At 52.2% G+C, this 13911-nt stretch carries 13 protein-coding genes and 1 tRNA gene; 9 read left to right on the forward strand and 5 right to left on the reverse strand.

Translation table 11 applies throughout. The features are described from left to right. Positions 1–5: 5 nt before the first annotated feature. On the forward strand, positions 6–527 hold the full coding sequence (sfmF, locus tag ACJ9Y9_RS05770) for a fimbria assembly protein (protein WP_028018411.1): 522 nt from the start codon (positions 6–8) through the stop codon (positions 525–527). 51 nt (positions 528–578) lie between these two features. Here the strand turns inward: sfmF and fimZ are convergent, their stop codons facing one another. The 3 genes from fimZ to ACJ9Y9_RS05785 form a co-directional block, all read right to left on the reverse strand. Beyond that, on the reverse strand, positions 579–1211 hold the full coding sequence (gene fimZ / locus ACJ9Y9_RS05775) for a fimbria biosynthesis transcriptional regulator FimZ (protein WP_028018412.1): 633 nt from the start codon (positions 1209–1211) through the stop codon (positions 579–581). 800 nt (positions 1212–2011) lie between these two features. Continuing rightward, a complete protein-coding gene (locus tag ACJ9Y9_RS05780; protein ID WP_028018414.1) occupies positions 2012–2740 on the reverse strand; it encodes a response regulator transcription factor in 729 nt (242 codons plus the stop codon). A gap of 24 nt (positions 2741–2764) precedes the next feature. Continuing rightward, the gene (locus tag ACJ9Y9_RS05785) at positions 2765–3463 is read right to left on the reverse strand and encodes an EAL domain-containing protein (RefSeq protein WP_028018415.1); all 699 of its coding nucleotides are present in this window, start codon (positions 3461–3463) and stop codon (positions 2765–2767) included. Positions 3464–3741: 278 nt separating this feature from the next. Here ACJ9Y9_RS05785 and ACJ9Y9_RS05790 point away from each other — a divergent pair. The 8 genes from ACJ9Y9_RS05790 (at position 3742) to pheP (ending at position 11049) form a co-directional block, all read left to right on the forward strand. Further along, a tRNA-Arg gene (locus tag ACJ9Y9_RS05790) sits at positions 3742–3818 on the forward strand. Positions 3819–3917: 99 nt separating this feature from the next. Next, positions 3918–4742 (forward strand): hypothetical protein, encoded by an 825-nt coding sequence (locus ACJ9Y9_RS05795; RefSeq protein ID WP_407226073.1) that lies wholly within the window; start codon positions 3918–3920, stop codon positions 4740–4742. A gap of 10 nt (positions 4743–4752) precedes the next feature. Beyond that, complete coding sequence (locus ACJ9Y9_RS05800; protein ID WP_229255544.1) at positions 4753–5139, forward strand: cytochrome P450; 387 nt, start codon at positions 4753–4755, stop codon at positions 5137–5139. Between the two features lie 330 nt (positions 5140–5469). Continuing rightward, complete coding sequence (locus tag ACJ9Y9_RS05805) at positions 5470–6486, forward strand: iron ABC transporter substrate-binding protein (RefSeq protein ID WP_028018455.1); 1017 nt, start codon at positions 5470–5472, stop codon at positions 6484–6486. Positions 6487–6510: 24 nt separating this feature from the next. Beyond that, positions 6511–8085, forward strand: coding sequence for an iron ABC transporter permease (locus ACJ9Y9_RS05810; protein WP_028018454.1), 1575 nt, complete (start codon positions 6511–6513; stop codon positions 8083–8085). Between the two features lies 1 nt (position 8086). Continuing rightward, the gene (locus ACJ9Y9_RS05815; RefSeq protein WP_028018453.1) at positions 8087–9118 is read left to right on the forward strand and encodes an ABC transporter ATP-binding protein; all 1032 of its coding nucleotides are present in this window, start codon (positions 8087–8089) and stop codon (positions 9116–9118) included. Between the two features lie 149 nt (positions 9119–9267). Then, a complete protein-coding gene (yahO, locus tag ACJ9Y9_RS05820; protein ID WP_028018452.1) occupies positions 9268–9543 on the forward strand; it encodes a DUF1471 family periplasmic protein YahO in 276 nt (91 codons plus the stop codon). A gap of 117 nt (positions 9544–9660) precedes the next feature. After that, the gene (gene pheP / locus ACJ9Y9_RS05825; protein WP_028018451.1) at positions 9661–11049 is read left to right on the forward strand and encodes a phenylalanine transporter; all 1389 of its coding nucleotides are present in this window, start codon (positions 9661–9663) and stop codon (positions 11047–11049) included. A gap of 44 nt (positions 11050–11093) precedes the next feature. On the opposite strand, the gene ACJ9Y9_RS05830 is transcribed toward pheP, so the two are convergent. After that, positions 11094–12338: a mechanosensitive ion channel family protein gene (locus ACJ9Y9_RS05830; RefSeq protein WP_028018450.1), complete on the reverse strand. Its 1245-nt coding sequence runs from the start codon at positions 12336–12338 to the stop codon at positions 11094–11096. A 66-nt stretch (positions 12339–12404) separates the two neighbouring features. Then, positions 12405–13841: an MFS transporter gene (locus ACJ9Y9_RS05835; protein WP_028018449.1), complete on the reverse strand. Its 1437-nt coding sequence runs from the start codon at positions 13839–13841 to the stop codon at positions 12405–12407. Positions 13842–13911 lie beyond the last annotated feature (70 nt).

Here is a 13911-nt window from a genome sequence, read left to right on the forward strand (position 1 = left end):
CCGATATGCGAAACGGGATCCGTTTTATCACCGTGGCGCTCTTTGCGCTTTGCACACAAGCTCGGGCGGAAACCGCGTTGGGCGAAATTAACATTCGACTCTACGGCAATATTGTCGATTTCACCTGTGTAGCAGAGGGGAGCGATAGCGACAAAACCGTCACGTTAGGCACCTGGCCGACTAAACAGCTGAGCTCCACCGGGAGCCGCACGCAGCCCATGCCGTTTACGCTGAAGCTGACTGGCTGTCCGCCGGGCGCTGCGTCGATCACGTTTTCAGGCAAAGCTGACGGAAGTAATAACGGGTTGCTGGCGTTGAATGACGCCAGTACAGCAAGTCATGTCGCCGTTGAGATCAGGGATGCGGATAAAACGCGCCTGCCGCTTCAACAGGCCAGCCAGCCAGTCACGGTTGATGCGCAGGGGAATGCAATTCTGTCGTTTTATGCCAATTATATTGCCACTGCCGATAACCCTCAGCCCGGACAGGCTGACGCTGATGCCACTTTCATGATTAACTATAATTAGCACTGACCGCACTCCCTGCAGCTCAGATAAGCTGCAGGGAGTGAATTCAGGTTATAGCAGTTCGTGCGCTTTGGCGTAATCAATTAATTCCACGATACTTTGCACGCCCAGCTTGGAATAAATGTTGGATTTGTGCGCACTAATGGTTTTGTTACTCAATAGTAGCTGTTCAGCTATTTCCTTATTGGATAATCCATTCGCCAGATAACGTAATACCGTGACTTCACGATTCGATAATGGCATATCCACTGCGATCCCTTTCCCTGAACCCTGGTGATTTATAAAATTCAGCGTTTCCGACGGGAAAAAAGAATAGCCCATCAGGATCATCTCTACGGCATTGTAGATCTCACCCAGGTCTTTTCGTTTACTGACAAAGCCATTTGCCCCGGCTCGAATGGCACGGCCTGAGTAAAACAACTCTGATTTCGACGAGAGGAACAGAATCTTAATGTTTTTATTTAAGTTTCTGATTCTCTTTAGTAAAGCGAAAGCATCTGTACTGGTGAGTTCGATGTCAAGGATCACCATATCAATAGGGTGATTACGGATACAGTCAAGGACTTCATGGCTGTCGCCAGACTTGAGCTTGACGGTGATGTTTTTATTTTTCTGTAGCAGGACTTCTATCGACATTCTGACAATAGGGTGTTCGTCCATAATGATAACGGATGCCGGTTTCATTTTTAATGCCTCAGATTGTTAAAAGCGTTATGTAGAGTTTTGTAAAACTCACGAAATGCCGGAAGGATATAATGTGCAGATCCCTATACCGAAGTATTTCCCTGGAAAGAGCGAAAGCATCCTTGTTTACGTAATGAAAAGAACTATGCCTCAGCGCGGTCATCTCATTTGGCTGGTGTTGGCAAAAAGGTTTTTCTTATTCAGATTTGGTACGCATCTTATTATACAGGGTAAGTTTTTTCCGAAAACCCTGTAAATTAATATCCGCGTGTTGGTTTGTATTATCTTCTGGATCTGAATAGCTAATTTTTTAAAATTAGCGGAAATGTCCTGGTATCTCATTTACCGCATATTTTCGTCTTTATGTAATAACAAAAAATAACAGATATCTCTGTATGTTGATTAATTGTTAACAAAATTACGCCTTTTTTAAAGGGGCGAACCCGCTGTGGAGAGGTTAAAAATTACCCTCACAGGCCGTCAGACCTTCATCTGAAAGTTCTTACGTTGACCTGGATAACGGTGTCTGCTGTACAGGAGAACATGCTGACCGCTTCGCTTTTTACTCCTGGAAGGTGTCACCAAGCTGCTTGTTTTTACATCATTATCATCTTATTAACGCCTTCTGCATTCACTTAACGGATGGAGGAAAGTTCTGCTGTTTCGTCAATTTGTGGTATTTCACAAGGTTCACGCCCATAAATTAGGAATAGTTATAATTTCGATTTTATTGTTAAGAATTAACATTTTTGCAACGTAAGTGGTAAGTAAATTCCTAAACCGCTTTAGGAAATAAGGGGTTAGGATGTGAGTGAAAACGTGCAGTCTGAGAGGTTATTAAGAAGATGCAGCAATTCCTGGCGATGGCTTAGCCCGAGTTTCAGCAGGATGCAGCTAAGACGATAGATAATGCGGCTATAGGGACGATTCTGCATATGGGCAATCTGACGTAATGTCTTGCCCCGGGAAAGCTCCTGCAGGATGGGCCATTCATTGCGCGAGAACCAGTCTTTCCCGGTACCCTGCGGGGGGCGGGTATCCAGCAGGCTGTGATGGAGCGCAGCGGCGTTCAGCTGACGTTCGAGCACATGAAAGGGACCTGCCGCTTTGCAGAAGAGGCGGGTGTCGTAATTATCGGCCCGGACCAACAGCCAGGGCGTAAGGAAAGGAGGAAACAGGCTATGCCGTCTCAACTGATCCAGTTTCTCCAGAAGCCCCGTGGAGCGGCTTTCAATATCCACGACCAGACGGGCTGATGGCCACTGCGTCTGAGCGACAAGGGCGTCGTCCAGCGTGGCGTAGTCGCAGCAACTGCTCAGGGGAAACTGCCCGTTGAGAAAACCGGTGCGCAGGAAGTGATCCTCCGTCACCAGAAGGATAAACGGGGCGTCTGTTTTGCGGGGCTGGCTGATGGACTGGCTCAAAAATTCGAGTCGGTCGAAAAAGGGGGGAGCAAAAGGCGAGTGCGTAAATCCCAATGCATCACTTCCTGTACGCCGCCGCCTGTAACGGCGCACTGTCATTCGCATGGTCTCCCTCCTGGAAATGGCTTTTTAATCCTCCGGCCATGTCCAGGACGGCCAGTAATACCCCTGGCCGAGATCTGCGCCCGCCTGCAGTGCCCAGGTGTGATCGCGCTCAGTTTCAATCCCTTCGATAAGAACTTTCCCGGCAAGCTGAAAGCAAAGTGAAACCAGTTGCCTCAGCGCAGGGGTGGCGCGTAAGCGCCAGAAAGCTTCTTTATCAATCTTGATGCCGCTTAACGGTAGGCGACAGGATATAAACGACGATATTAATACTTCATCAATATCATCCAGCCAGATGCTGTGCCCCTGCCTTCTGAGTTGCTGCAGGTTCTGAATGACGCTCTGTTTCTGTGCAACAGACAGCGCCAAAAAAGCCGCGAGATCGACGATCTCAATATTCAGCGGAGCCCCACTCAGCCGGATAAGTCGCTGAAAAGATTCTGACTCTGTCAGGACGGTTATCGGCAGATTAATAAAAAGGTTATGACAGTGCGGTGTATTTTTTAACGCGACAAGCTGCGCTTCAAGCAGGGTTATCGACTCTTCTGCGGACTGACGGTGGAAAAACGCCTCACTGTGCCGCGTTTCGGACATGATGCTAAGCACCTCAGCGCCAATCTGACGCAAAGAGGTGAGGGCGACAATGGGCTCAAGTTTAATGCCGACGATGTCCTGAGAAAGGGTCTGTAGCTGGGGGGGCGTATAGATCAGGTTTTGCGCTGTCACTCCATTGTCCTGTTGTCTGTCAGCTTCCGGGCGGCCGGGATACCTCTTACTAGTGTGACGAGGTGACGTTCAGGAAAACAGCAGGCGTTACTTAAATGCCACTAAGCCTTTTCGCAGCGCATAATTTTACGGTGAATTTGATGATAATGTTGAAAAAACAGCCGTATTTACAACCGACTAGTCGTTATTGGGCCTGAAAACGGAAAAGGCATTGACTCACCTGACATTGACCGTATAATTCTTCGCGTTTCACCACCGCGAAGTTCACTCTTCTCAGTGCGCCCTTAGCTCAGTTGGATAGAGCAACGGCCTTCTAAGCCGTAGGTCGTAGGTTCGAATCCTACAGGGCGTGCCATTTGATCCCCTTAATCCCCCAGACTCCATCGCCATACTTGAACTGAAACATATCCCTGCTTAACTCAATGGTGATTAATCCTGTGATGAGGACTCACCCATGGCATATGTCGACAAAGCGCTTCGGTTTAATCCTGCCTCTCCTGTCTTTCAGGAGAATCTTCACGACGTCTATCACCATATGCGAAACCATCAGCCGGTGACGCGAATCGGGAAAACATGGGTGCTTACCCGTTATCAGGACGTGTATCAGGCAATGAAGGAACGTGCATTCGTCTCTTCAGGTATCCCTGAAGACGTGCATGCTGTACTGGAAAAAGAGTGTTTTAACCTTCCGCCCCGGCTGCGGGATCTTCTCTACGGCATTGTCCTTTTTGAGGAGGGAAGTGTTCATCGCGCTCACCGTCAGGCTCTGCAGGCTCTGTTTACCGGCGAATCCTGGAGGGCATTAACCCATCTCATCTCACACGAATCACATTCAGTGGTAGCCGCTTTACCCACAGCTCGCCCGTTTGACGGAGTTCGGCAGATTGCAGCGCCGCTATTGGGGAAGCTTTTCACCGTATGGTTTAACCTGCCGCAGGCGCAACAGGAGGTGGTGGAGCAAGAGAAAAGTGCCATCAGGCTATTGCTGGATCCCAGCGCCATTGACCGTGAGGGGCTTCAGAGGCTGATAAAAGCGCTCTCCCGTCTGGATGATAGCTTTCTCCAGCTCGCACAGTCGCACAGAGAAGGTTATGACTCGCTGTTTTATCGCAGCCTGCTGAAAGGATATGGCGGAGATGGGAATGCGCTTTATGAGCGGTTTAGCACTGACTGCATCACGATGCTTATTGGCGGCAGTGAAACCAGCGAAGCGCTAACCGGAAACCTGCTCTATATGCTGGCATTGCATCCGGAATTGCAGGAGGGGGGTCAGAAATAACACGCTGCGGATGAAAGAGATAGTAAGCGAAACGATGCGCTTTGAATCCCCGCTTCAGATGGGCAGGCGGAAGGTTGCGGCTCCTGTGTATTTTCTGGGGTGTGAACTGAAGGCTGGCGATAACGTGTTACTGTGCCTTGGCTCCGCTAACCGGGATGAACGCGTTTTTGAAGAGGCGTCGCGCTTTATTCCGGGCAGAAAGAATGCACAGCGACAGCTAGGGTTTGGAGCAGGTGTGCACCAGTGCATCGGGCAGTTGCTGGCGCAGTTTCAGGCTGAAAATCTGGCGACGGCCCTGAGCAAGCGAGGGATTACCGCTTTGGACGGTGAGGCGAAATGGTCGAATCGAAGTCTGATCCTGAGAACGCTGGAGACACTTCCGCTTAAGATCGACTAATGCGATAACAGGACAATGACATGAAGGGAGTCATTTTTTTCTAATGCCCTGTGGTCGAATTTTTATTCTTTTCTTTTCGGTTAAATAACGGCTTAATAAATAGAGTGCTAATTATCTTTTATTAGGGCAGTCCTTAAGGATTTCTTAATCTTTATTTTTCTCCATTCTTAAATCTGGATTTTTATCACTTTAAACACCTCTATAATGAAATTTTACACTTTTACGCTAAAACTGGATTGATACTAATTATCATTAGCGTTTTTGTATGCTTTAATCCTGTCCCACAAAGCTATGCGTTGTTAATCACGTTGGTCAATTAAGGATATGTTCATGAATTCTCGTCTGCTGTCATGTTTCTCCCTTGCCTTGTTGTCTTCATCACTTTTACTTTCTACACAATCAGTTGCGGCCGATAACAACGAGGGTATCGTTGTCTACAACGCGCAGCACGAAAACCTGGTTAAGTCGTGGGTTGACGGTTTTACTAAAGAAACCGGTATTAAAGTGACTCTGCGTAACGGTGATGACAGCGAGCTGGGTAACCAACTGGTTCAGGAAGGCAGCGCATCGCCAGCAGACGTATTCCTGACGGAAAACTCGCCGTCCATGGTTCTGGTGGATAATGCCAACCTGTTCGCGCCGCTGAATGCAGATACCCTGAAGCAGGTACCAGCAGAATATCGTCCGGCACACGGTCGCTGGATCGGGATTGCTGCCCGCAGCACGGTGTTCGTGTATAACCCGGAAAAACTGACCGAACAGCAGCTGCCAAAATCGCTGATGGATCTGGCGAAACCTGAGTGGAAAGGCCGTTGGGCGGCATCACCGTCAGGCGCAGATTTCCAGGCCATCGTGAGCGCAATGCTGGCCCTGAAAGGCGAGAAGGCGACTCTGGAATGGCTTAAAGCGATGAAAACCAACTTTGTTGCCTACAAAGGTAACAGCACCGTCATGAAGGCCGTCAATGCCGGTCAGATTGATGGCGGCGTGATTTATCACTACTACCGTTTTGTCGACCAGTCCAAAACGGGTGAAAACAGCAAAAACACCCAGCTCTACTACTTCAAACACCAGGATCCGGGCGCGTTTGTGAGCCTCTCCGGCGGTGGTGTACTGGCATCCAGCAAACACAAAGAGCAAGCACAGGCGTTCATCAAATACATCACGGGTAAAGAAGGCCAGGAAAGCCTGCGTACCAACAATGCCTTTGAATATGCTGTGGGTGTAAATGCTGCCTCTAACCCGAAACTCGTTCCGCTGAAAGATCTCGATGCGCCGAAAGTTGAACCTTCAACGCTCAACAGTAAAAAAGTTATCGAGCTGATGACACAAGCCGGTCTGCTGTGATCCTGAGAGTAAAGTGAACGTCTTATGTCTGGTCTAAGTCTCGACATCGGCAAAAACAGAGTGCAGGAGCCTGCTCGCAGGCGTCCTGCACTGCCGATGGTTGCGTTAGCTGTCCTGTTTTCATTAATGGCGCTTCTGCCTTTAGGTTTTATCATTGCCATTGGCATTGAGACGGGCTGGGAGACGATTAAGGCGCTGGTGTTCCGCCCGCGTGTTGCTGAGTTGCTCAGCAACACGCTGTGGCTGACGGCGTTAGCGGTTCCGCTTTGTATTGTGACAGGTGTAGCAATCGCCTGGCTCACAGAGCGCACGCAGCTTGCCGGACGAGGGATCTGGTCTGCGCTGGCGGTGGCTCCGCTGGCTATCCCCGCGTTTGTACAAAGTTATGCGTGGGTAAGTGTTGTTCCGTCGATGCATGGACTTTCTGCAGGCGTGTTCCTCTCCGTGCTTGCCTACTATCCCTTTATCTATATGCCGGTAGCGGCGGTGCTGCGCCGCCTTGACCCGACGCTGGAAGATGTGGCCGCTTCGCTCGGCACGCCGCCGTGGCGGGTCTTTTTCCGCGTGGTGCTGCCACAACTCAAGCTGGCTATCTGCGGCGGCGCGCTGCTGGTGGCTCTGCACCTGCTGGCGGAATATGGCCTGTACGTGATGATCCGTTTTGATACCTTCACCACGGCGATTTATGACCAGTTTCAGTCTACCTTCAGCGGTCCTGCCGCAAACATGCTGGCGGGTGTACTGGCCTTGTGCTGTCTGGCTATCTTAGTGCTGGAAGGCGTGACGCGCGGAAAAGCACGCTACGCGCGCATTGGTGCTGGTGCCGCACGTGAACAGAAGCGCTGGCCGCTGAAACCCGCTGCGGCTGCGCTGGGTCAGCTGTTTTTCATCGTGCTGATTGTTCTGGCACTGGGCGTGCCATTAATTGTTCTGTGTCGCTGGATTTGGCTCGGCGGTGTGCAAAACTGGATGAGCGCCGATCTCTGGCACTCACTGCGCCAGACGCTGATGCTTGGTGTGGGTGGTGCTCTGTTGACGACAGCGTGTGTGATCCCCATCGCCTGGCTCGGAATTCGCTACCCCCACCGCGTTTTTCGTATGCTGGAAGGCTGCATCTACATCACCAGTTCGCTGCCGGGGATTGTCACCGCGCTTGCGCTGGTCACTGTCACCATTCATTACGCCCGTCCCATTTACCAGACGGAAATTACCCTGTTCCTTGCCTATCTGCTGATGTTTATGCCCCGCGCGCTCATTAACCTGCGTGCCGGGATAGCACAGGCACCGGTGGAACTGGAAAACGTGGCGCGCAGTCTTGGCAGTACGCCGGCGAAGGCACTATGGAGCGTCACGATGCGGCTGGCTGCGCCAGGTGCGGCAGCGGGGGCGGCACTTGTTTTCCTTGGTGTCAGCAACGAGCTGACTGCGACTCTGCTGCTCTCTCCGCTGGGCACGCGCACGCTCTCCACCGGGTTCTGGGCGCTGACCAGTGAAATTGACTATGTGGCCGCAGCGCCTTACGCAATGCTGATGATCCTGATTTCACTCCCGCTGACCGCCATTCTCTATATGCAGTCGAAAAAAATTGCAGGGCTTTGACATGCTTGAATTAACCTCCATTTCTAAAACATTCTCTGATGTGCAGGTGCTCGACAGCTTAAACCTGAGCGTTGCCCCCGGGAGCCGGACGGCAATTGTCGGGCCATCCGGATCAGGTAAAACCACGCTGCTGCGAATTCTTGCCGGGTTTGAAACACCGGACACCGGGCGTATTGTCATGCAGGGGCGAACGCTGTTCGATGAGAACAGTTTTGTCCCCGCCCACCTGCGCGGGATCGGTTTTGTTCCTCAGGAGGGCGCATTGTTCCCGCATCTTAATGTGGCAGATAACATTGCCTGGGGGCTGAACGGTACACGTCATGAGAAGCGTCAGCGTATTGAAGCGCTGATGGATATGGTTTCGCTGGACAGGCAGCTAGCGACACACTGGCCGCATGAGATTTCCGGTGGGCAGCAGCAGCGCGTGGCGCTGGCCCGTGCGCTGGCCCAACGTCCTTCATTGATGCTGCTGGATGAACCTTTCTCGGCTCTGGATACGGGCCTGCGCGCGATGACGCGCAAAGCAACGGCCGATCTGCTGGCCGAAGCAGGCGTTGCCTCCATTCTGGTCACCCACGATCAGAACGAAGCGTTGTCGTTTGCCACCCAGGTTGCCGTCATGCGTGCCGGACGTTTTACCCAGGTTGGTACGCCTTATGAAGTCTACACGCAGCCTGTTGACGAAGAAACGGCGCTGTTTCTTGGAGATGCGGTGATCCTGCCAGCTCAGCTCAATGCCGGGAGTGCCCTGTGCGCGCTGGGTGAGGTGCCGACGGACAACGCGCATGCGACAGGAGAGGGCAGGGTAATGATGCGCCCCGAACAGCTGCGCGTAACGGCATGTGCAGCGCATGAAAGCCCGATCTCGATTCTTGATGTGGATTTCACCGGTCAGCTGTCGACGCTCACCCTGGGATTAGCCGGGCAACAGCAGCCTGTGATTCTGAAGACGGTAAGCCAGCCTGGGTGGAACCCTGGGACGTCTGTACGCATTGATATTGCTGGCACGGCGCGTGTTTTTGAATATTCTTAATAGTCGTTAGTAATTTCATGCAACGGGTTGTTATAAAAGAATTTTCCAGGACGTATGGCATTTCCTGAGATTCTCTACCATGCTCATAAAACCTCACCATAATGTGTGAGGTTTTTCGTAGTTGCTGATTAATCTCAAGGAAAAAGGTTATGAAAAAGACAACGGTTATTTTGTTGGGAACTGCGTTACTGTTTACGACCAATGCGTTTGCTGCCCAACTGCTGACAAAAAATGAGTTCAAGAAAGTTGCGTCTCAGTATCAAAAAATCGGTACGGTAAGCACCTCGAATGAAGTATCTGTGGATGACGCAAAAAAAGAGCTGATTGAAAAAGCGGATAAGAAAGGCGCGGATGTGCTGGTGCTCACTTCAGGTAACACCAACAATAAAATTCACGGTACGGCTAATATTTACAAGAAAAAATAATGACACCACAGCCACTCCGGTATCGGGGTGGCTGCCCGAGGTTCCACCCAATCCCTTGCTACCTCCAGCATGAAGTGTTAAAACGTGCCCCTTCTAAAAAAGAGACAGGGGTAGGACGTGAAAGACGCGTCATCCGCTTCAGGCAACGGTAGTGCTGAAGCTTCGTCGGAACAGAATCCGACGCTGCAACGTGGTTTGCAAAATCGACATATTCAGTTAATTGCCCTCGGCGGCGCAATTGGTACCGGGTTGTTTCTCGGTATCGGCCCTGCGATTCAGATGGCTGGCCCGGCGGTTCTGCTGGGTTACGGTATCGCCGGGGTTATCGCCTTCCTGATCATGCGCCAACTCGGTGAGATGGTCGTTGAAGAGCCGGTTTCAGGCTCCTTCGCACACTTTGCTTATAAATACTGGGGCCCTTTTGCAGGCTTCCTGTCCGGCTGGAACTACTGGGTGATGTTCGTGCTGGTGGGGATGGCTGAGCTGACGGCGGCTGGCATCTATATGCAGTACTGGCTGCCGGACGTTCCGACGTGGATTTGGGCGGCGGCCTTCTTCATTATCATTAACGCCGTTAACCTCGTGAATGTGCGCCTGTATGGTGAAACCGAGTTCTGGTTCGCGCTGATTAAAGTGCTGGCGATTATCGGTATGATCGGCTTTGGCCTCTGGCTGCTGTTCTCAGGTCACGGTGGCGAGCGTGCCACTATCGACAACCTGTGGCAACACGGCGGTTTCCTGGCAACGGGCTGGAAGGGGCTTATTCTCTCTCTTGCCGTGATTATGTTCTCCTTTGGCGGCCTGGAGTTGATTGGCATCACCGCTGCTGAAGCGCGCGATCCGCATAAAAGCATTCCTAAAGCGGTCAACCAGGTGGTGTACCGTATTCTGTTGTTCTATATCGGTTCGCTGGTGGTGCTGCTTGCGCTCTACCCGTGGGTTGAGGTGAAGTCAGACAGCAGTCCGTTTGTGATGATTTTCCACGATTTGAACAGCAACGTGGTGGCCTCTGCGCTGAACTTCGTCATTCTGGTGGCATCACTTTCGGTCTATAACAGCGGTGTCTACTCCAACAGCCGCATGCTGTTTGGCCTCTCTGTGCAGGGCAACGCGCCGAGGTTTCTTACCCGCGTCAGCCGTCGTGGCGTGCCGGTGAATTCGCTGTTGCTTTCTGGCGCTATCACGTCGCTGGTGGTGTTGATTAACTATCTGTTGCCGAAAGAGGCCTTTGGCCTGCTGATGGCGTTGGTGGTTGCCACGTTGCTCCTGAACTGGATCATGATCTGCCTGGCGCACCTGCGTTTTCGCGCGGCAATGCGCCGCAAGGGGCGTGAAACACAGTTTAAGGCGCTGCTCTATCCGGCAGGTAACTATCTCTGTATCGCTTTCCTGGGGCTGATTCTGGTGCTGATGTGCACGATGGATGAGATGCGCCTGTCGGCGATGCTGCTGCCGGTGTGGGTGATTTTCCTGTTTGCGGCGTTTAAGCTTTCCCGCAAGAAATAGTGCGGTTTTCGCCCGGTAGCGTTGCGCTTACCGGGCTTAAATGCTTATTTCGCGATAACACCTGCCAGAGATCGAATGTCGTTTCCGGTGGGGGACTGGTGAATACGCAGCCCAAATTCATCCACCACCGCGAAAATATGGTCGAAGATGTCGGCCTGAATCTCCTCATATTCTGCCCAGACCACCGTGTTGGTGAAGGCATATATTTCAATCGGCAGACCATTCGCGTCAGGCGCTAACTGGCGCACCATCAGCGTCATATCTTTGCGAATACGCGGGTGATTGCGCAGATATTCATTCAGGTAGGCGCGGAAGGTGCCAATATTGGTCATCTTACGCAGGTTTAATACCGACTCCCCTTCACCGTTCTCCTGATTCCAGAGTGAAATTTCCTCGTGCCGCGCGGCCATATAGGGCTTAAGCAGCTTCGCCTGAATCAGGTGCTGCTGTTCCTGCTCGTTGAGAAAATGAATGCTGGTGGTATCAATATTCAGACTGCGCTTAATACGTCGCCCACCTGAAGCCGACATTCCGCTCCAGTTGATAAAGGCATCGGACACCAGCGCCCATGTTGGGATCGTTGTGATGGTGTTATCGAAGTTTCTCACTTTCACGGTGGTCAGGCCAATATCCGTCACCGTGCCGTTCGCGCCGAATTTTGGCATTTCCAGCCAGTCGCCCAGCTTGAGCATATCGTTGGCGGACAGCTGTATTCCGGCGACCAGCCCCAGAATCGGATCTTTAAATACCAGCATGAGGACTGCGGCCATCGCACCCAGCCCGCTAATCAGAATGGCGGGGGATTGTCCAATCAGCAGGGAGATAATTAAGATCCCAACCAGAATCGCACTCACCAGCTTGATTCCCTGGAATATCCCCTTCAGCGGCAGCTGTGACGCGGTGGCCATTTTCTGCGACAGATTGAATATCACATCCAGCAGGGAGAAGAAGGAGAGAAGCGCATAGACCATTACCCACAGCTTCGCGCAGGTGGTGAGTATTTCAGCCGCTTCGCTGCCTTTTTGCAGCCACAAAACCGCCTGAACGTTAACGATTATCCCCTGAAGGGTAAAGGCCAGACGGTGAAATAACTTATTCTGGGTAATGATCTGTAACCACAAATGGCTACTGGCCTGCGCGCGTTTCTCAAAAACGCGCAGTACCCCTTTGTGCAGAATAAAATGAACGATAAGGGCAGTAAGAAAAATAATACCAAAGATAATCACTAAAGAAGTGGTGTGATTAATTTCAATGCCTAACTCTTCAACCTGAGCAATTAATTCCTGCATAACGTCTCCTGTATTGATGCAGCCCCATAATGGCGGCTGCAAACCTGTTATGCAAATCTGCCTGGCTTATTTAGTGACGTGGCAGGTCTTCACCACGGGCAGACACAGACGATGACGCATACGTAATGTTGCCAGCGCAAGAATAAGCATCAAACCTGTTTCGACGGCCAGGAAGAGGTTTATCGCCTGAGTAAAATCCCCGTGATGATTCCTCAGCCCGTGCAGCAAAATTGCGCCGAAAATGGCCGGACCAAGACCGAGTGCCGCCTGCTGAAGCGTACTCAGGATCGCACTCGCGGCACCGGCATCATCAGGCTGGATGTCGCGCATCCCGATGCGGTAGAAGCTGTTGACGATCAGCGCCTGTCCATAGCCAACCAGGCCGGTCGCCGGAACCAGGGTCAGCGTTGTGTTGTTCATGCCCCAGAGGCGGAATGTGGCGATCAACGCCAGCAGGCCGATAATCTGGATCGCCAGCCCGGTCAGCAGGATCGTGCTGGTGCTGTAGCGGGCGATCATACGCGGGGCAAACCATGCTGAAATAAAGTAGGTCACGCCCAGGGCGATAAAACTGTTCCCCGACTGCCACGGCGCCATCCCGAGACCGGTTTGCATGGTCAGCGCCATACAGAACATAAACCCGGACCAGACGCTGAAAAAGAGCATCGCAATCAGCACGCCAAAGCGAATGCTGCGAAGCTGTATCAGACGCGGTGGGATCAGCGGATGGGCATCCTCACGCTCTTTTTTACGGGCATTCAATACCATCAGATATCCCAGCGGGATAATCGCAATCAGCGCGGCCTTCAGCGGCCATGACCAGTGCCACTGCGGGCCGAGGGCCATCGGGAACAGCAGACAGCAGAGGATCACTGCCAGCAACACGGTTCCCGCCCAGTCAATGCGCGACGGCGTTTCGCGACGGGTTTCCGGCACATAGCGACGGCTTAACGCCAGAACCACCAGACAGATTGGCACGTTGATAAAGAACGCGTTACGCCAGCCCAGCCCGGCGATATCCGCCGATACCAGCCAGCCGCCACCCATCTGCCCGACGATAAACGCGATCCCGCCGATCCCGCCAAACAGGCTTATCGCTTTGGCGTGGGCCGTACCTTTTAAGGTGACATGCAGCGTGGCGAGAATTTGCGGCATGATCAACGCCGCGCCAGCACCCTGCACAATGCGCGCGGCAAGCAGTTGTTCGATATTCCCCGAAATCCCGCACAGCAGCGAGGCCAGGCCAAAGATTGCCACTCCCCACATAAACAGACGACGACGGCCAAGGTTGTCCCCCAGCTTGCTGCCGAGTGCGAGACAGACGGCGAAGGCCACGCCGTATAGGGCGACAATCAGCTCCAGCTCGGTGGCGGTGGCATGCAGAGAATGGGTGATGGCGTCCAGCGCCACGTTGGTGATTGAGGTATCAATCATGGGCAGCATCTGGCCGGTTAACAGCAATATCAGGCCTGCGCGACCCGGTGAAACAACTGACGTATTCATGGTAACTCCATTGCGTCATTCATCAGATGGTCGTAGCATCAACTATCTGATAAACGGGTACCAGTTCTTG

This window comes from Enterobacter sp. CPE_E1241, from assembly GCF_045618265.1.
Lineage (GTDB): Bacteria > Pseudomonadota > Gammaproteobacteria > Enterobacterales > Enterobacteriaceae > Enterobacter > Enterobacter adelaidei.